15 protein-coding genes are annotated in these 19,890 nt (G+C 43.7%); 14 read left to right on the top strand and 1 reads right to left on the bottom strand.

Features of this window, described 5'->3' with window-relative positions:
* Nucleotides 1–4: 4 nt before the first annotated feature.
* The 5 genes from aspS (at nt 5) to ruvA (ending at nt 4,664) form a co-directional block, all read left to right on the top strand.
* The gene (aspS, locus tag AKL11_RS00595; RefSeq protein ID WP_067514553.1) at nt 5–1,789 is read left to right on the top strand and encodes an aspartate--tRNA ligase; all 1,785 of its coding nucleotides are present in this window, start codon (nt 5–7) and stop codon (nt 1,787–1,789) included.
* A gap of 57 nt (nt 1,790–1,846) precedes the next feature.
* The gene (locus AKL11_RS00590) at nt 1,847–2,593 is read left to right on the top strand and encodes a YebC/PmpR family DNA-binding transcriptional regulator (protein ID WP_067514551.1); all 747 of its coding nucleotides are present in this window, start codon (nt 1,847–1,849) and stop codon (nt 2,591–2,593) included.
* 168 nt (nt 2,594–2,761) lie between these two features.
* A complete protein-coding gene (locus AKL11_RS00585) occupies nt 2,762–3,256 on the top strand; it encodes a CAP-Gly domain-containing protein (protein ID WP_157673342.1) in 495 nt (164 codons plus the stop codon).
* 259 nt (nt 3,257–3,515) lie between these two features.
* A complete protein-coding gene (gene ruvC / locus AKL11_RS00580) occupies nt 3,516–4,034 on the top strand; it encodes a crossover junction endodeoxyribonuclease RuvC (protein ID WP_067514546.1) in 519 nt (172 codons plus the stop codon).
* 12 nt (nt 4,035–4,046) lie between these two features.
* Nucleotides 4,047–4,664 (top strand): Holliday junction branch migration protein RuvA, encoded by a 618-nt coding sequence (gene ruvA, locus AKL11_RS00575; protein WP_067514545.1) that lies wholly within the window; start codon nt 4,047–4,049, stop codon nt 4,662–4,664.
* Here ruvA and rarD read toward each other — a convergent pair.
* Nucleotides 4,661–5,551, bottom strand: coding sequence for an EamA family transporter RarD (gene rarD, locus AKL11_RS00570; RefSeq protein WP_067514544.1), 891 nt, complete (start codon nt 5,549–5,551; stop codon nt 4,661–4,663). The two genes, ruvA and rarD, sit on opposite strands and share 4 nt — an antisense overlap.
* Nucleotides 5,552–5,798: 247 nt before the next feature.
* On the opposite strand from rarD, the gene ruvB reads away from it, so the two are divergent.
* The 9 genes from ruvB to ybgF all read left to right on the top strand — a co-directional run bounded on the left by ruvB (nt 5,799) and on the right by ybgF (nt 19,653).
* Nucleotides 5,799–6,803, top strand: a complete 1,005-nt coding sequence (gene ruvB / locus AKL11_RS00565) for a Holliday junction branch migration DNA helicase RuvB (RefSeq protein ID WP_067514543.1) — start codon at nt 5,799–5,801, stop codon at nt 6,801–6,803.
* A gap of 581 nt (nt 6,804–7,384) precedes the next feature.
* Nucleotides 7,385–10,954 carry a hypothetical protein gene (locus tag AKL11_RS00560; RefSeq protein WP_067514541.1) on the top strand — a complete coding sequence of 1,190 codons (3,570 nt, stop codon included), beginning with the start codon at nt 7,385–7,387 and terminating at the stop codon, nt 10,952–10,954.
* An 83-nt stretch (nt 10,955–11,037) separates the two neighbouring features.
* Nucleotides 11,038–14,433, top strand: a complete 3,396-nt coding sequence (locus AKL11_RS00555; protein ID WP_067514539.1) for a PAS domain-containing hybrid sensor histidine kinase/response regulator — start codon at nt 11,038–11,040, stop codon at nt 14,431–14,433.
* Between the two features lie 179 nt (nt 14,434–14,612).
* Nucleotides 14,613–15,293 carry a protein TolQ gene (gene tolQ, locus AKL11_RS00550; protein ID WP_245673389.1) on the top strand — a complete coding sequence of 227 codons (681 nt, stop codon included), beginning with the start codon at nt 14,613–14,615 and terminating at the stop codon, nt 15,291–15,293.
* Nucleotides 15,294–15,310: 17 nt separating this feature from the next.
* Nucleotides 15,311–15,748 (top strand): protein TolR, encoded by a 438-nt coding sequence (tolR, locus tag AKL11_RS00545; RefSeq protein ID WP_067514535.1) that lies wholly within the window; start codon nt 15,311–15,313, stop codon nt 15,746–15,748.
* On the top strand, nt 15,749–16,573 hold the full coding sequence (gene tolA / locus AKL11_RS00540) for a cell envelope integrity protein TolA (RefSeq protein ID WP_067514533.1): 825 nt from the start codon (nt 15,749–15,751) through the stop codon (nt 16,571–16,573).
* Nucleotides 16,570–17,904, top strand: coding sequence for a Tol-Pal system beta propeller repeat protein TolB (tolB, locus tag AKL11_RS00535; protein ID WP_067514531.1), 1,335 nt, complete (start codon nt 16,570–16,572; stop codon nt 17,902–17,904). Before tolA ends, tolB begins: the two co-directional genes overlap by 4 nt.
* A gap of 318 nt (nt 17,905–18,222) precedes the next feature.
* Nucleotides 18,223–18,774, top strand: coding sequence for an OmpA family protein (locus tag AKL11_RS00530; RefSeq protein WP_067514528.1), 552 nt, complete (start codon nt 18,223–18,225; stop codon nt 18,772–18,774).
* A 105-nt stretch (nt 18,775–18,879) separates the two neighbouring features.
* The gene (ybgF, locus tag AKL11_RS00525) at nt 18,880–19,653 is read left to right on the top strand and encodes a tol-pal system protein YbgF (protein ID WP_172807220.1); all 774 of its coding nucleotides are present in this window, start codon (nt 18,880–18,882) and stop codon (nt 19,651–19,653) included.
* Nucleotides 19,654–19,890: the final 237 nt, after the last annotated feature.

The raw sequence follows: 19,890 nt of genomic DNA, 5'->3' as shown, positions 1-19,890 counted from the left end.
TATTATGCGCAGCCATTATTGCGGCGAACTGAATCTTTCCCACGATGGGCAGGAAGTCACCCTGTGCGGATGGGTACATCGCCGTCGTGATCACGGTGGTGTTATCTTTCTGGATCTGCGTGACCGCGAAGGCCTGACTCAGGTTGTGGTTGATCCGGATACCGTAGAAGCGTTTGCCCTGGCGGATAAGGCGCGCAGCGAATACGTTCTGAAAATCACCGGCTTTGTTCGTCCACGCCCGGAAGGTACCGTGAACAAGAACATGACCACCGGTGAAATCGAAGTGCTGGGTAAGCAGGTAGAAATCCTGAACCAGGCGCAAACACCTCCGTTCCAGATCGAAGGTTATACTGATGTAGGCGAAGACGTTCGTCTGCGTCATCGTGTGATTGACCTGCGTCGTCCGGAGATGCAGGAAAAAATGATTATCCGCAGTAAGGCGACTTCTGTAGTTCGCCGCTACATGGAAGACAACGGCTTCCTGGATATCGAAACGCCAATGCTGACTCGCGCGACGCCAGAAGGTGCCCGTGATTATCTGGTGCCAAGTCGTGTTCACCCTGGGCATTTCTACGCGCTTCCACAGTCTCCACAGCTGTTCAAACAGATGCTGATGGTTTCTGGTTTTGACCGCTACTATCAGATTGTTAAATGTTTCCGTGATGAAGACTTACGTGCTGATCGTCAGCCAGAATTCACCCAGATCGATATCGAAACTTCCTTCCTGGAAGAAGAACAGATTATGGGTCTTACCGAATCCTTGATTAAGAAACTGTTCACAGAAGTGAAAGGTGTTGATCTCGGCGGTGCATTCCCACAGATGACTTATGCTGACGCTATCAAGCGCTTTGGTTCTGATAAGCCAGACATGCGAATCCCACTGGAAATCGTTGACGTTGCTGATCTGATGGCGGGCGTTGATTTCAAAGTGTTCAAAGGCCCGGCTGAAGATCCAAAAGGCCGTGTTGCTGCGCTGAAAGTCACCGGCGGTGCCGAACTGAGCCGTAAGCAGATTGACGACTACACCAAGTTCGTCAGCATCTATGGTGCGAAAGGTTTGGCATGGATCAAGGTGAATGAGCTGGAAAAAGGCGTTGAAGGCCTGCAGTCGCCAATCATCAAGTTCCTGGGTGATGACGCGACCATGAACATCATGTCTCGCATTGGCGCAGCTAATGGTGACATCGTGTTCTTCGGTGCAGATAAAGAAAACATCGTAAACGAAGCGCTGGGTGCACTGCGTAGCAAAGTGGGTGAAGATCTGAATCTTTACACTTGCGATTGGGCGCCGCTTTGGGTTGTTGATTTCCCAATGTTTGAAGAAAACGATGATGGCTCTCTGACCGCACTGCATCACCCATTCACCGCGCCAACCTGTTCTCCAGAAGAGCTGGAAGCCAATCCAAAGGCAGCCTTGTCTCGCGCCTACGATATGGTGTTGAATGGTTATGAAGTGGGCGGTGGTTCTGTTCGTATCCACCGTCAGGATATGCAGGAAGCGGTATTCCGTGTACTGAATATTCAGGAAGAAGAGCAGCGTGAGAAGTTTGGCTTCCTGCTGGATGCCCTGAAGTACGGTGCGCCGCCTCACGGTGGTCTGGCCTTTGGTCTGGATCGTCTGGTGATGTTGCTGTGCGGTACAACCAACATTCGCGAAGTGATTGCCTTCCCGAAAACTCAGTCAGCGTCCTGTTTGCTGACTCAGGCACCGGGTGAAGTGGAAAGCCAGCAGCTGAGTGATTTGAATCTGCGTATTCGTCGCGATCCGGCTTCTGCAACCAGTCACTGATTTATAAGTGGCAGCTTCTTTAGAGGCTGCCAGTAAAGTTCAAAACAGAGGTTTTCTATGGCAGGTCATAGTAAATGGGCCAACATTAAACACCGCAAGGCTGCACAGGACGCCAAGCGGGGAAAGGTCTTTACCAAAATCATCCGTGAGCTGGTGGTTGCTGCCAAAGAAGGTGGCGGAGCGGTTGAAGACAATCCAAAACTAAGAGCGGTCGTTGATAAAGCGCTGGCCGCCAACATGACTCGTGACACCATCAACCGCGCTGTTGCTCGGGGTGCTGGTGGTGATGACGATTCCAATATGGAAGAAGTCACCTACGAAGGTTATGGCGCTGGTGGTATTGCGGTACTGGTTGAATGCTTGACTGACAACCGTAACCGTACCGTTGCAGAAGTGCGTCATGCATTCTCCAAACACGGCGGCAACCTTGGGACTGACGGTTCCGTTGCGTACATGTTTGAACGCAAAGGTCAGATCTTCTTTGAAGAAGGTGCCGATGAAGAGCAGGTGATGGACGCCGCTCTGGAAGCCGGTGCTGAAGACGTTGTGACCAATGATGATGGTTCCATCGAAGTGCTGACTGAATGGACTGAGTTCATGGCGGTCAAAGATGCACTGGAAGCAGTTGGCTTGACACCGGCTGGTGGCGAGGTCGCTATGATCGCTTCTCTGCAAACAGAACTGGATTTAGCTGGCGCAGAAAAAATCATGAAGCTGATTGATCGTCTGGAAGATCTGGACGATGTGCAAAACGTTTACACCAATGCGGATATTTCTGCTGAGGTGATGGAACAGCTGGGCTGATCTTATTGGATTGGTTGAAGTACTAAAAATGCCTGGTGTGAGAACACCGGGCATTTTTTTATGGAGTAAGGGAGTAACAGGTGGGTTTTTGATGTCTCAGATAATATACACGCCGTTGTGTATATCATCAGAGCGCAAATAAAACTGAACTTGTTATTGGAGAGAGCCATGGAATCATCTAATTCATCAGGCAGAATCGGAGGTGCTTACTCGTCGGAGCTAGCTCGGCCCGTGCAAGTGCAACCGGAATCAGAGGAGGTTGCTCGTAAAGGTGGGCAAAGCATTAGGTCGGTTGAGGGAGGCAACTATCTAGCAAATGATGGTTCAAGAAAGCCAACAAATGCTGGTATTGCAGGCAGGAAAACTGATCAGGTTGTGCCTCAAACTCCGGAGTTTTCTGAATGTGAAAATCTAAAAAAAGGGGAACGAGTGTCTATTTTCACGCAGGATTTATCAGAAAAAGAAGTTATAGCGTTGGGTACAGTTAGGTGGACTGGATATTTGAATAATAGTGAACAGCTGGGGATTTACGTAGGGATCGAAATGGATCAGCCTTATGGTAATGGAAGAGGCACGTATAACCATGTTGAATTATTCCGAACACAAGAAAAACATGCTGCACTAGTGCCGCTTAGTAGTGTAGTAAAAGGCGAGTTGAAATAATCACAAATTAAGTAGCAACGTGACGGTAAAAAGGGTGAGGGTCAAAAAGGTTATGACCAATAAGGTTTTAGCTTGGCTATTCATTGCAAACTTGTCCCAAAAAGCAACGTACCAAGATTAAGTCTTTGTGGCTTGTTTTCGTAGTCTGTTTTAGTAATGCACTGTTTCTCAATTGTAAGGGAGCTATGAGATATTGTTCTGGAAAGGTGTACATATATACAGTATTATTTTTAAAGTAATACAGCGTTGAAGGACAGGAATGGCCATCTTATTAGGAATTGATCCAGGTTCCAGGATCACAGGCTATGGCGTTATTGAAGAGATTGGCTCCCAGTGTAAATACGTGGCGTCCGGTTGTATACGAATACAGGATGCACCGTTACCAGAACGTTTGTTACAAATATTTCAGGGCATCAATACGGTGATTGAAATGTACGCACCGCAATCGGTGGGTATTGAGCAGGTGTTTATGGCGCGCAATGCGGATTCCGCTTTAAAACTCGGTCAGGCTCGGGGCGCTGCGATTGTTGCTTCAGTCAATCATGGGTTGGAAGTCTCTGAATACTCTGCCCGGCAGGTGAAGCAGGCAGTAGTAGGTACAGGGTCTGCGGAGAAATCCCAAGTGCAGCATATGATTACCTCCATTCTAAAGCTGGATAAAACACCGCAGGCAGATGCCGCAGATGCGCTGGCTATCGCCCTTTGCCACTCTCACACCCGCGCCAGTCTTGTGCGCATGGCTGGTGCCACCGGTCGAAGAAATCGTCGTTTACGTTAAGGAACTGATCACATGATTGGCAGACTTCGTGGAATTTTGCTGGAAAAAAAAGCACCTCACCTGCTGATTGATGTATCAGGTGTAGGTTATGACGTAGAAGCACCCATGTCGGTGTTTTACCGCCTGCCTGAGACTGGCGAAGAAGTGGTGATTTATACGCACTTTGTCGTGCGTGAAGATGCTCAGTTACTCTACGGTTTTAGTGATGCCAGAGAGCGTGAACTATTTCGTACCCTGATAAAGGTAAACGGGGTTGGTCCAAAGCTGGGTTTAACACTGTTATCAGGTATTGATGCCACTGAGTTTGTGCGCAGTGTGCACGATGGCGATAGTTCGAGACTGGTTAAATTACCGGGCGTTGGCAAAAAAACAGCAGAACGTTTGATTGTCGAGCTTAAGGATAAACTCACAAAATGGGATACAAGCGCAGCTTCGTTTGATGGCCTGAGCGGCACACCATTGGGTCAAGTGATTGAACGCCAGGATGCAGAATCTGAGCAGGAAGCGATCAGCGCACTAGTTGCTCTGGGCTATAAATCTCAGGATGCCAGCAAGGTCATTGCCCGAATTAAAGTAGATGGCCTGTCCAGCGAAGAGTTAATTCGACAGGCACTGAAGAGCATGATCTAAACGACAGCAGGCCTGCGGACAATGATACGGATAGAGTCTATACAAATGATCATCGTTGCCATCCATATAAATCCGTAGGTCACCCATTGCGCTGTTGGTAATGGTTCCCGAAGAATGAAAACCGCGACCATAAAGATAATCACCGGCTCCAGATAGCTGAGCAGGCCGAACAAGCTAACGGGGAGCGACTTTGAAGCGGCTACATAGACCAACATGGCAGCAGTAGTTAGCACGCCAAGCCCGGGAAGCAGCAGATATAGATGGCTCTGCGCCATTAATGCAGATGAAAAACTATTATCTGTAGCAATGGCAAAAAGGGCAAAAGGAAGCAGCAACATATTCTCAAAGAAGAAGCAGGTAAGACTGTTAACCTTCACTTTTCTGCGAATGAGAAAGTAGAAAGGGTATCCTGCAGCAACGGCCACAGCGACCCAGGAAAGAGAACCAAACTGATATATTTCATGTCCAACACCCATGGCGGCGAGAATGGCGGCAGTTAACTGGAGCGGGCGGAGCTTTTCTCCGTAAGCTATACGACCTGTTAACACTAATGTCAGAGGAAGAAGGAAGTAGCCCAGAGAAAGCTCCGTTGTCAGATCATTTACTGGTGCCCAGACGAAAAGCCACCACTGAACAGCCACCAAGGCCGTACCCACTGAGAGCAGAGCGACATTTTTGGGTTGTGACAACAGCGCTTTTAGGAAACCCAGTTGTTTAAACAGAACCAGCGCAATGAATGCGGTGATGGCTGAGAACAAAATACGGTTCCAAAATAACAAGGAGCCGTCCAGAGGTTCTAAAAATTGAACATACCATGGGATCAACCCAAACAGCAGGGAGGCAAGGATGGAACAGGTCAACCCGGTTGTGGATAGTTGTGATGACATTACAGCTCTGCCAAGTTAATAGGACAATTAGCACTACTCGTGGTAAGTCTTGATAGCATAGTCGCTAAAAAGCTGTTCATGATCTTTTGCAGCTTGCAGAAAGATGGTGAACAGCTTCTCAAGGCATACCCGCTTCATTTACGGCAGATTAGACAGTGCTTTGGTGCTTTAGTTCCATTCGTGATTATGCGTTCGCATCATCACCTTGTAGTGGTAATCTGTTACTAATTATTTATTGGAAAACATCATGATAGAAGCTGATCGCTTGATTTCGGCACAGGAACGCCCTAATGAAGAAGTGCAGGATCGTGCCATACGTCCTGTTCGCCTCAGCGAATATACTGGCCAGCCAAAAGTCAGGGAGCAGATGGAGATTTTTATTGAGGCTGCCAGAAGGCGTAAAGATGCATTGGATCACACCTTGATTTTTGGACCGCCTGGTCTTGGTAAAACGACACTATCCCATATACTGGCTAATGAAATGAGCAGTAAGATTCGCTCAACATCAGGGCCGGTTATTGAAAAAGCCGGTGACTTAGCGGCGCTGCTCACGAACCTTGAACCCAACGACATTCTTTTTATTGATGAAATTCACCGGCTGAGTCCAGCAGTAGAGGAAATATTGTATCCGGCTATGGAAGACTATCAGTTGGATATCATGATCGGTGAAGGGCCTGCGGCGCGATCCATTAAGTTAGACCTTCCACCTTTCACTCTGGTTGGCGCAACCACAAGAGCAGGTTTGCTTACCTCCCCGCTAAGAGATCGGTTTGGCATTGTTCAGCGTTTAGAGTTTTATAATGTTGCTGATCTTTGTGACATTGTACTTCGTTCCGGAAGAATACTGGGTGTTCAAATGGATAACGAGGCTGCTAGTGAAATAGCGCGCCGTTCAAGAGGAACCCCACGAATTGCCAATCGATTACTCCGTAGAGTACGAGATTATGCAGAAGTAAAAGGTAATGGTGTGGTAACGAAAGAGCTGGCAGATGGAGCACTGACCATGTTGGATGTTGACAGCAATGGCTTTGATAATATGGATCGTCGCTTACTGTTAGCAATGATTGAAAAGTTTGACGGTGGTCCAGTTGGTATAGATAGTTTGGCAGCTGCGATCAGCGAGGAAAGAGATACTATTGAAGATGTGCTGGAGCCCTATCTTATTCAGCAAGGTTATATTATGAGAACTCCGAGAGGGAGAGTGTTGACAAAAAGCGCATATCTGCATTTTGGATATCAATATAATAAGTAATATCCGCAGCAAGCCTAAGTACCCGATCATATGAAATCGAATATTTCTGGCTTAGTGGTTGGTTGCTCTGCAAGGCACATCGGAGTGAGCATAGCCTTTATGCCCTATGGGTATTAGCTATGTGATCGTAGATGTAACGCCGCACGACTGCATGGATGCAGGAGGTAGTGCAAGGCAGGAGCAGGTTGCCGAGAGTGGCTAACCAATGAACCAGAAAATATGATTTCATATGGTTGGGTACTTATGAGTTGATTTCACAGTTTTGATACATCATGGGCTAAAATATTTTTTATTTGAAATAGTTCAGCTAAATTTCAGAGGCTTAGAGTATTGCGGTTAAATTGAAATGTGAAAGCAACTAATAAGCGAAATGAGAAATAGATGGTACCAACTTGGGTAATGTTATCGAATTGCTGAAAATTGAAGGAAGTTGGATGATAAGTTTGAATATAATGAATTGCATGCTAATGACAATATTTTGTGAAATTGGAATAGCAATAGAGTTAAATGATTGTTTGGATGATTTCCTGAGACTTACGCTTCGGGTATAACCGCTCTTCTTAAATAAAGAGTACTAAAAAATGGCGATGGGTAGTAATTTTGGTGGCACAATCAGGGGTGGTACTGGTTACAGTAATGAATCATTAGGGACGAAAGTAGGAATTGATAATAAAAAAGTGGCCTCGTTGAATGAAAAAGGCACAATGGGTGTTGCAGGGGTTGCTATAGTCATCAACCCTAAAAAAAATATTCCACTCCAGCCGAAACATCCTTCCTTACATGCACAGAAACTGCAGACTGATAGTAAAATATCGTCTTCTAAAATAAATAGGCTGTTAGTCTCATCTCATCAACTAGACGTAAAGTTTAATTTTTCTGCCGGAATTGATCCTGTACCGAAAGAAAAGCGTAGGTTAATCCGTTTAGAGAGTATTCCAGAGAGAGGCGGTAGTGTTGAAGCATGGGAGAATTTTCCATATATGAAATATTTTTTTAACGGACTTTGTGAAAAAAAAGAAGATGGCTCCGAAGTTTTTAAGCAAGATCACGAAGTAGTAAAACAACTTTGGGAAATGTATAAAGAAAAAAAAATGATCTCAGGTGTTTTGTATGATCTCGAGTTTTCACTAAAAGATAGTGGTTCAGGGAATGGCTGTGATCTATATGTGAGTATCAAAAATAGTAAATATTCAGAAGCTAAAACACCACAGCTGGAAGTCTACAGCGACTATTTTAAGGGTGGTTCTTTAGGCTGGGGAAATGTAGAGGATAAAATTGTAGAATTTGATATAGGTGATTTGAGTGATTTGAGTGATTTGGGTGTGATAGGAGGGTTCAGGCTGGCCAAGTTGGATGATATGAATGCATATAAGGGGATTGTTGATAGATTGGTTGAGTTGCAAAGTAAATATGATGTTGGCGTTTTTACGGCTTTAATAAAGTTTAGAAAAGAGATACCACTATCTCAGGAGGTGTCAAATTTTTCCTCGTTCAGGTATGTGTTTCAAAAAGAAATAGATATGTCTTGTTTGTCATTTAGTAGATGTATATCTGATCAAAATGATAGCCCTGTTTATTTAGAGTATCAGATTCCAGTTAAAAAGATTGATGAATCTAATTTGTTGGATGATATGATTGATGATAAAAAAGAGTACCCGGCAACATTGAAAAAACTAGTAAGAACTCAATCTAATAGTAGGTTGACTAATGATGAGGTAAATGATAGGTTGATCTGGCATGGAACTAATCAGGTTCTGGAAGCAATATTAAAAGAGGTGAGTAGTAATTTTGGTGTGAGGTCAAGTGTTTTGGGGGAGGGAATATCTCAGAGAGTTTATGATCATAAGCTATTTCCTGGGCTTGTTGTTAAAATGATCAAGAACGGAATGCCGCAACAAAAGGCGGTAATAACGTTGAATTCGATAAGGGTCTCTATGAGCCTTATCAAAGAAGCCTTTAAAACCAAGATTGATGGTCTGGGCGAACTCATGAGTGTAAAACTAAGCCCTGTTATCTATTCAATGTTTAAAATTTCAGGTACTAAAGTTTCAGAGGGTGGAACAGAAGACTTATTTATCTGTGCAGGTGTTCAAAAGAAATATAAAAAAGAAAATATGGTTAGTGAAATTTTAGCTAATCCTGATAATAGTGGAGAATATAAAACTGAAATTATTAGGAGTATTATTAAATGTGTCATGCAATGTAAAGCTTTTAATGAAAAAAGTGCCGTTGCCGGTGATAGACCAACTTTGACATGCATGGTAGATCCAAACCCGGAAAATTTTGTACTTGTGAAAGAAGATGGTGAAGAGGTACTGTATTGTATTGATGCTTCACCTCCTTTTTTTACATGTGATGGTGAAATAGGCCCGGGCACAGAGTTTGTCACCACTAAATACCCTTCATTGCGTGATGCCAGAATTAAAAAAATATCTACTTGTTTTTTTACATCACTTTTACATTCTTATACAATGCTTCGAAGATCATTCGAAAAGTTGTCTGCACAGAAAGAGAGTTTAGAATCTGCTCATGTAGAAGTAATCAATATTACTCAATGCTGTAAAAGTATGAAGCAAGTGATAGGAATCTTCAGTACAGAGTTAGCGAATGTTGCAGAATTTACTAATTGGCTTTGTCTACGTTTTCTCGGAACAAGTGATGCAAAAAAGTGTAAGAATGTTCTTCATTCCAAAGAAGAAGACCTGAAAGAACTGATTAATAAAAAATTTATAGCTTTTATGAAATCTGATTCTTTAATTCCTAACATGAAAAAGCAGAGTGATTTAAACCTCCGGGATGGCTCGAGGTTGTTGGATCTTGTGTCTAGTCGTGATCTTGAATTTCTCACAGAGATCAGAAAGCAGTGTCAGGATACTGAATTGGCGAAAGATAGCGTTGATTTAGGCAGTACAACAGGAATAAATAAGAGAGTAAGTGTTTTTAGCAGGGATGAAATGAATTTTTATCTAAGGAGTGTTTGCGGGTTTAAATGCAAAATTATTTCTAAGGAGTCATCATTGGAAAAAGGAAATATTCAATCGGTTGTCGGATGCTGGTTGAAGAACAGTAATTATAAAGAAAGTTCTGATGATAAATGTGCAAGTACTGATATTGCGGTTAGGTATTCTGAGGTGCTAAAGAAAATCCTGAGTGAGGGGGATTATGGGAAGGTATTTACGGTTCCAGTATTGTTAAGAGTATTGAGAGAGTTAACAGGAGAGCGTATTGAATTAACTGTTGTCGAACCTTTCCCGAAGGAAGGTAGTAAGATCAGGCTTGTTTCTTATAGCTATGGACCTAAAAAAAATAGCACAGGTGAAGATACTCGAAACATTGTGATTGCCGAATCATACCCTGAAGTTGATGATGAATTATTTTTACGATTGAAAGATGAATCTTTACTATTATTGTTTAATCATGTTGTCCCTGATCAGTATTTTAATGAAGACTTAGAGCTTTTTGCCTGGTCTTGCTTTTCAATAGATGGATGCTCTAAAATCCCACAACCCGTTTGTGATGATTTGAAGGATTTAGTGAGCGTGGGGAAAAGTTCTGTTGAGGATTTGATAGTTTGTGAAAAAATATTTTGCGCTCTTAGTCAGCTAACCTTTCTTAGAGTCGGGGTTGAAATTGATAAAATTCACGAGACTTTTCTAAAAAAAGTTGCAAGGTTTTTACCAGATGATTGTATGTGTCAATCTAAGGAATTTCCACAATTATACAATGCGGATTTCTCTGGCTTATCCACTACATTGTATTCAGCAGAAAAATTGTTGAATGGTTATATTTCTTATCTACTGTCTATCTCTAAAGGCGATGCTGCAATTTTGAAATCTGAGACAAATACGCCGAAGACAATTTTTATTCTGATGCATTCTGTCATAAGTAGTCACTATTCCCTTTGGCAGTTCGAAACTATAAGGAGTGAAGAGTGGGGGAGGGATGCCTGTTTATATTTTAGAGATATTTATAGCATCACTGAAATTACCAAATTGTTTTCAGAGGAGGGTAAAGATAGTGATTATATATTTTTAGGTGGGCTTTATGGGTTTTGCAGTGGAGACTATGCTCAACTTAATGACTTAACTGTAAGTTGTAAGTCAGGTTCATATGATGATCTATTGGATTCTATCCCTCGTATCGATAGGTGATAATTCACAATTTTTCTTTATTCTGGTTGAGTGTGTTCTTGCTAGAATTGTCTAAGTTTTTTTGTTTGGCGGGTTGGTTTTAAATGTCTGGTAAATCTATTTCAATAAGGAAAAAGATTGCTCTATTTAACCTGCTTCCAGCATTAGTATTTTACATTATTCTGTCTTTTGTTTTTTTATTTTTTGCTTTTAGATATGTGTCTTCTGAAATAGCAATAAACCATATTAATGAAACGTTGCGTTACTCGGCGATTGTTGATAGTAATTTGAGGTTTGTGGTCAATCTTGGTTGGGCTCTTTCTTCGGTTTCAAGTATTTCTGACTTAGAAAACTTTGGTTTGAATGACTTTCTTAATAACGATGAAAGTATTAGTCATGTTGTTTCTGTTAGTTTGGTAGAATTTATTGAAAATCAGGCAGGGTATGATAGACGTGATCGTGTTTTGTGGCATTCCGAACATTCTCAGATTTCTGAGAACGTTCTTTTTGAAGCATATCCACATGTTGATGATACCTATTTTATTGATAATGATAGTCTCAGAAAAAATGGGCAGTACTGGTATGTGCATGGAGTGATTAAGGATCCAGACTTGTTTATTACAAGTTATATTATCAGGAGTATTAGACAAAATGGGCGGCTGGGTTTTGTTCGTATAGATATAGATGGGCGCAAACTATTAGGCGATGCAGTAAATTTGAGTCATGATTCTCGTGCTGTTATTGCGAATCAGCATGGTGATATTGTATTTGCTAACGGAATCTCTTTACCAAGAATGAGATCTATTCATGAGTTTGCTAAGAAAGGGCCGTGTACAGGCTATAGCGAGCTATTTTTTCCAGATATTGGTAATAATTCAGTTTCTGATTTTATTTTAAATCCGATTGTTTCACATGATGACCACAGTTCCCCTTGTGATTATTTTGTAAACGTTTTGGACGAGGTGGTTAATAGCGGTAGACTGACATCAGTTAGAATTGAGTCCAGAGGTTATACCCGATGGAGTACCGCTGTTCCTTTAGGAACTGTAGGGTGGTTTTTCAGTTTTGCTATTAAAGAAAGCTATATATTAACACCTCTCAGAAAACAAGCTGTTTTAAGTGGAAGCCTCATTTCGATAGCTTGTCTTTGTTCTATTCTATGCTTGTGGATCGTGTCTGGCAGAATAGTGTCACCCCTTAATAGGTTGAAAGAGGAAATGAATGCTTTTGGCAGCGTGACATCTTATAATAATCAATATGGTTTTGAAGTGAATGATGAAATTGATAGTTTGCATAGAAGCTTTCATCAACTAAAGAATCGGTTGTTAAGTCGTGAAGGTGAAATTCAGAGATTGAGGTTTACTAATTTTGGGAGTTTAGTTAATCAACTTAAAGGAGGGTATTTTTACTTTAGCTTAAGCAAGTCTGGAAAAATAAAGTATGTCAGTCCTTCAATAAAGTCTGTTTTGGGTTTCAGTGAGGAACAGTTTGTCGGGCTGTTTCAAGATTATTTGACAGATGCTTTATCAAATTATCTTTTTAAAAGTATGCTTCAGGAAACATTTGCGGATACTCGTCCGGAATCGTTTGAGTTGGAAATGATGCATCGTGATGGGACTTCACGCTTCATAGAGGTTTATTGTGGATGGTTGGAGCATAAGGGTGATTTGTCAAGTTGTGGGCCAACGTCTGAGCTTACCATTGAAGGGCTTGGAAATGATGTGACTAACAGAGTTAAAGATGCTGAACGTTTTCGACTTTTAGTTGCAGGCTCACCGGATGCTATTGTCATTACAGATAATAAAGGAATCATTCAACTGATCAATCGGCAGGTTGTCAATTTATTTCGTTATGATGATGAAGACATTGTTGGTTTACCGTTATCAATTTTAATTGATCCCGAGAGTCGAGATCAGCTTGTTTTGTTAGATCGCCTTGAAGTGAATTCTCCTGAGACACACTGTCTGAATGAAGTTTTATCGCGGGGTTATAACCGGCACGGTTTCAGCTTTCCAGTTGAAATTTCGAGCAATGTTCTAATGACTTTGGATGGCGCAATTATCTCAATTGTATTCAGGGATATCACGGAACGTGAAGCTATTCAAAATGAGCTGTTAAGAGCTAAAGAAACGGCAGAGAAAGCAAGCAGCGCAAAGTCGCTGTTTTTATCGCATATCAGTCATGAGCTCAGAACTCCGTTAAATGGAGTGCTTGGTTATGCACAACTCTTGCTTACAGATTCGGAGATACATGATCATTGTCGAGAGAGTTTGGGTTGCCTTGAGTCTTGTGGGCTTCATCTACTGACGATGATTAATGATATTCTGGACATCACAAAGATAGAAAGTGGAGCCGTTAAAGCGGACCCTGTGCCCTTCAACTTAATGCATACTATTGAGGTGGTACTGGCAAACGTGAGGGAGTTGGCTTTTGCCAAAGCCTTGGAGTTAAAAGTGACTGTCAATGAATATGTGCCTGACGAAATTGTTGCTGACCATATTAAGTTGCGGCAGGTCTTGATCAATTTGGTTGGTAATGCTGTTAAGTTTTCAAGCAAAGGTAGTATCTGCTTGAATCTCAGTATCGTTACTGGAAAATTGCTGTTTGAGGTGATAGACAGGGGGCCTGGTATTGCTTTAGAAGAGGTAAACAGATTGTTCCAACCTTTTACCCAGCTCAATCAGGGATCTGATTCCGGCGGGGTTGGATTAGGACTATCAATTTGCTATAGACTGGTTAAGGCAATGGGGGGCGAGCTTCAGGTTGATAGCGTCCTCGGAGAGGGAAGTAATTTCTATTTTTCGATACCTTGTCAAACTTGCGAGGGTAAGGAAGTTTCAGCGCTCTCATTGAATATTGATCACTCTGTAGGAATCACGAGCCACTCAATTAGTGCCACTAAAGGCAAAATACTCGTAGTTGATGACAGTCAGACAAACCGTAATATGCTGGTCAAGGCGCTTGAATCCAGATCCTATAGTGTTGATGCGGCTGCTGATGGAGTAAAAGCTTTAGAACTGTTTCATGCGAACCGGTATGAGGTGATATTAATGGATCTGAGAATGCCGGTAATGGATGGGTTTGAAGCAGCACGGTCTATCCTTGCGGTCAGCGGCCAGAAAACGGTCAACATTATAGCTGTATCAGCCAGCGTCACTGATTCAACCCAAATGAAGATTACTGAGTATGGGTTTGCTTCTTTTATTTCAAAGCCAATTCGTTTTGACCAGCTGTTTGAAATACTTGAGCATTATATGGGCTCCGATCAAACTAATGAGTTAAGCATGCAGGTTGAACGTGTTGTTATTAGTGAAATGACCGCTGCGATGAAAAGATCGCTCGATATAGGCGACATTGACAGCCTTCATCGGATAGCGAGCACCTGGGTTGGAAATCGAGGTTATGGTGATTACCCTAATAAAATTGTCGCAGCTTGTAAATCTCTGGATATACATCAGTTAGAAACCTTATGTGATGAGCTGAAATCTTCACAAGGCTAAATGAAATTTAGATATATTCAGTCTGTAAATTTTTTTGCAACCCTATCCATATAGTATCATTCAATACATAATTATCTTTTCAAAACGTGCTTGATCTATCTCTTTTCGCCTCTTATGGCTATCTATTTGATGATATGATCAGCGCCAATTTTTGTATTTGACGGTCTGAGAGGTTTTTAGTGGCAGAAAGCATGTCTCTTTGGGCGCTGGTGAGTAACTCCAGTTGGATGGTTTTGCTGGTTTTACTGATCCTGGTTGCTGCATCGGTTACTTCCTGGGGGATGATCATTCAGCGTGGGCTGTTAATTCGCAGTGCGCGAAATGAAATGCTCTCCTTTGAAGATCGTTTCTGGTCCGGTATGGATCTCATTGTGCTTTATCGGGAGGTTCAACAGAACGAACATCCGAACTCAGGTCTTGAGCACATCTTTAAAGCGGGGTTTTCTGAATTCACCCGTCTTCGTAATCAGGGGACAGAAGACCCTGATGCGGTCATGGAAGGTGCTCAGCGGGCGATGAGGGTCGCTATTTCCAAAGAGCAGGAGCGTCTGGAAATGAACTTACCCTTTCTCGCCACAGTGGGTTCTACGTGCCCATACCTTGGTTTGTTCGGTACCGTTGTAGGGATTATGAATTCCTTTCGTGGTTTGGCTGTGGTGCAACAGCCCACGCTGTCCTCTGTGGCACCTGGTATTGCTGAAGCGCTTCTAACCACAGCCGTAGGTCTGGTTGCTGCGATTCCGGCCGTTGTCGCCTATAACCGCTACGCCGCCAAAGTGGAAGCTCTGTTGGCAAACTATGAAACCTTTGCGGATGAATTTTCAAGCATTCTTCATCGCAAAGTGTATAGCAAAAATTAACAGGGTTTGTTGAGTTTATGGCACAGGTTAGAAATCGTCGCAAACCCATGTCTGAAATCAACATGGTGCCTTTCATCGACATCATGATGGTGTTGCTCGTCGCCTTTATGATCACTGCGCCGATGTTGACTCAAGGGGTAAAGGTCGAGCTACCGAAAACCTCCAGCGACAGTATTGCTTTGCCAGAAGATCGTGAAATTCTTATCGTCTCTGTGAAAGCAAATGGCAGCTACTTCATTGATCTGGGCGGAAAAAGTGATAAGGCAGTCACTCTTGAATCGTTGACCGAGAAAGTAGCCAAGGTGGTGGCCGCCAAACCGGATATCCAAGTGCTGATTCAGGGGGATACCAATGTTGCCTATGGTTCTGTTGTACAGTTGATGGCGGGCATTCAAAAAGCCGGTATCAGCCACGTAGGACTGGTTACTGATCCGGCGGCCCTGGAAGGACAGTAAATGAAAGGACGTTTTAGAAGTCTGTTTTCAGGGACGTTTTCCGGTGGACGGGAAAGTGAAAGTTATATTTTTGCCATTGCCTTGTCGGTGATTCTTCATGCATTGATGGTTATTTTGTTAACCATCAGCTGGCACACGGAATCAAAACCGAAGTTTACGCCGCCAATGCCCATCAGTGCAGCGCTTGTTGAGCTCCCGAAAGCGACGCCGAAGCCTGTTCGTGCTCCTGATAATACCAAGCAAAAAGCGGCGGAACAGAAGCGCATTGCAGACGCCCGGAAAAAAGCAGATGCGAAGCGCAAGGCAGAAGCTAGGAAAAAGGCTGAACAGGAGCGTCAGAAAGCCATTGCCCTGAAGCGTGAACAGGAAAAGAAAAAAGCCGCGGCTGATGAGAAAGCGTTAGCAGAAAAAAGACGGCGAGAAGAGGAGCAACGACGCTTTGAACAGCAGCAAGCAGCCCTTGAGCAAGCGCTGGCAGCAGAAGCTCGTGCTCAGCAGGAAGCGCAACAGCTGGAACATGATCAACTTGAACAGGCTCGTTATGTTGCACTGATTAGACAATTGGCTTCCCAATATTGGAACCGTCCCCCCAGTGCTAGAAATGGCATGGTGGCAGAAGTGCGAATCAACCTGTCGCCTTTTGGTGATGTGCTGGATATCAGTATGATGACTTCTAGTGGTAATGAAGAATATGACCGCTCCGTGATTCAGGCATTGCGGCGAGCCTCGCCTTTTTCTGAGCTAAAAAATCTTGAACGACGCCTGTTCGACCAGTATTTTCGACAGATAACATTTCGGTTCAGCCCTGAGGATTTGGTGAGATGAGGGAATTACTCAAAAGCTGCTTAGTCATTTACAGTTTGTTATTTGGCATGCTGGCTCACGGTGAACTGTTGATTGAGGTCACCAGTGGTAATGATCAGGCTGTTTCCATTGCGGTGTCACCATTCAGCTGGCAGGGAGATCAAATTTTACCAGAGGATCCTGCTGGCATTGTTGATAATGACTTGAATCTCAGTGGCGTGTTCAAAGCGATGCCGAGAACCAGCATGTTGAGTTTTCCTGTCAACGAGGCCGAAGTTTACTATCGTGACTGGAAGGTTCTGGGCGCTAACTATCTGGTGACCGGGCAAGTGTCGCAAACCGGTTCTGTGTTTACCCTGAACTATCAACTCTATGATGTGATCAGGGGTAAACGAATTGATCAAGGTGGCTTTTCAGGAACGGTCAGTCAATTACGTGAAATGTCCCACCGGGTCAGTGATTCAGTGTATGAAAACATTACTGGGCTAACGGGGGATTTTTCTACCCGAATTCTCTACGTCACAGCTCAACGCCACAGTGTAGAAAGAACAGATTATCAGTTGAACTATGCGGATGCGGACGGCAAACGAACCCGCAAAGTATTCAGTTCAAGAGAACCGATTCTGTCTCCCAGTTGGTCTCCTGATGGCACCCGTGTGACGTATGTTTCATTCGAACAAGGTCGCCCTGCTATATATATGCAGGAGCTGGCAACAGGAAAACGCAAGAAATTAACCAACTTTAAAGGCTTGAACAACTCGCCAGTCTGGGCGCCGGATGGAAAGTCCATTGCCATGGTGCTATCTAAAGGTGGTAATCCGGATGTGTATATTCTGGACTTGGCGACCAATAAATTCAGCAATGTAACCAGTCACTATGGTATCGATACAGAGCCCGATTGGATGCCGGATGGTAAGAGTTTTATTTTTACCTCGAATAGAGGCGGTGGTCCGCAGGTTTATCAGCAAGCTGTGTCCCGAAGAAGCAATGGTAAATTTGTCGCTGAAGGTAAACCAAAGCGGCTGACCTTCGAAGGCAAGTTTAACGCCCGCGCCAAAGTATTCCCTGATGGCAAGTCTATCGCGCTTGTTCATAAAGGACAGGGGGCAGCGGCATTTAATATTGCTATTCTGGATTTGGATACTGGGCGCCTGCGACCACTGACGTCTTCTAAACTGGAGGATTCACCCAGTATTGCACCTGGTGGTCGGCGTTTGATTTATTCGGTTCAAGGTGGAGAGCATGGCGAGCTGGGTATTGTCTCCGCCGACGGCCGCGTAAAGCAGCGTTTACCGTCGGCTTATGGTGATGTGCGTGAGCCAGCATGGGGGCCAGCTACTTCTTTGAAATAGTCTGGTTTCCTGAAGGTTTGACAGTGGACTCCGGAGCCATAAAAGGTTACGGAGTTTGTAAGTGTTAACCCGCTGATTTAGTTATTAAATGCTATGCTGCTGTTACTACGAGAGTTACTACAAGACAGCAGTACAATATTTGAGGAATTCTTATCATCCCTTGGTATTCGTGCTAGTCGAGGGTCTTGACTTCTGATAGTGTACTGCTCGTTTAGTGATACTGATGTTGTATCTCAGTTTCGTGATGACTTTTTCAGTAGATAATCGGACTGAAATGTGACTTTAGTGTAAATACCGTAAAAACGATTGGAGTTAACCATGCGTATGGGTCATTTTGTTAAGGTAGCAGCAATTGCTGTGGCTTCTATCTGGCTGGCGGGCTGTGCTTCCAAGCAGGATTCTGCTAATACTCAGCCTTCCGTATCCGTTGAAGAAGAAGTGCTGGTAGAAGTACAGCCAGTGATCGATCCTGCTATACAGGCAGTGGTTGATAGTGGCAAGGTAAATGCCTCTGTTGAAGAAATTCAGGCGCTGCTGGATAAGAACACTTACTTCTTCCCATTCGACAGCTCCAAGCTGAGTCAGGAAGCTTATAAGTCTCTGGACGTTCATGCTGCTTATCTGACTTCTGATCAGGGCTACATGAAGAACATCGTTATCCAGGGTCACACCGACGAGCGCGGTACCAGAACTTACAACCTTGCTCTGGGCGAGCGTCGTGCTAAAGCGGTTAAAGACTATCTGGCTGCTAAAGGCGTAGCTGCTGGCCGTATCGAAGTGATTAGCTTCGGTTTTGAAAAGCCACTGGACCCATCGCATAATGATACTGCTTGGTCTATGAACCGTCGTGCAGTTATCATTACTGAGTAATTGCAATATATTGGGGATTGAATGATTACAGGTAAAAAAGATTCGGCATTGCTATCAAAGCAGACCTTGGTGTTTTCGTTACTCGCAGTATTTTCCTGTAGTGTAATGGCAGCTCCAGCCCCGGTTGAAGATTCAGTTCCCATGGGAGCGTCATCGGTTCAAACGGGCGTCAGCCAAATATCGGATCAACCTGTTCGTTCAATTCCTTCTGATCAAGTGGGCGGTGCTGATAACAGTACAGCCCATCTGATCAATACCCTGAATCAAATGCAGCAGGAATTGATGGAAGTTCGTGGCCAGCTGGAAGAGCAGGCTTTCCTGATTGACAAACTGCAGCGTGAAAACAGGGAGCGATATGTTGATCTTGACGATCGAATCACACGTCTTTCCAATTCTGGTTCAGCCACACCAAGTACTGCGCGTGCCATCAGTGGCATAAAGTCAGCCACCCCTCCGTTATTAAAGCCATTGCCAGAAGTGGTTAATGAACCTGCAGACATTGAAGAAGAAAAAGCGTATCAAGCAGCGTTCAGTTTAATCCGATCCAAACAGTTTGATGAAGCCAAAGCCGCGCTGCAGAAGCAGCTGAAAACATATCCAACAGGCCGTTTTGCTGCTAATTCATATTACTGGTTAGGTGAAGTGGATATGGCTCAAGGGCGATATGATGAAGCATTGGCCTCGTTTCTAGTGGTGATAAAAGATTTTTCCAAGAGTGCCAAAGTACCGGATGCCAGCTATAAGCTTGGGCGGATTTACGACTTAAAAGGTGAGCGCGACAAATCCAAAGCGTTGCTCGAAGCGGTCATCGAAAAATATCCGGGCAGCGCTGCTGCACGTTTGTCAGGCACGTATCTTCGGGCTATGGGTAGCTCCTGACGGCTTGTTTAAGTGCAGATTTTTCTATCTGCACTGACTGTATTTCCCTTCTCTGCGTACTCTTTGTTGAACCAAGCCGCTAACGCGGCAAAAAATACCGTAGATACTCTCCATTTTACTATATCCAATACTTCCTAATAACCGCACCACTCAGGTTCGGCTTATTAGGAAGCAATCAACATGGAACGTTCTGAGCAAACCCGGTTCGACGAACTATACCAAAAACACCTCACCACC

The organism is Endozoicomonas ascidiicola, assembly GCF_001646945.1.
Taxonomy (GTDB): Bacteria; Pseudomonadota; Gammaproteobacteria; order Pseudomonadales; family Endozoicomonadaceae; genus Endozoicomonas; species Endozoicomonas ascidiicola.
Note: the sequence above shows the minus strand (reverse complement) of the source record. Positions and strands in the feature narration are given on the sequence as shown.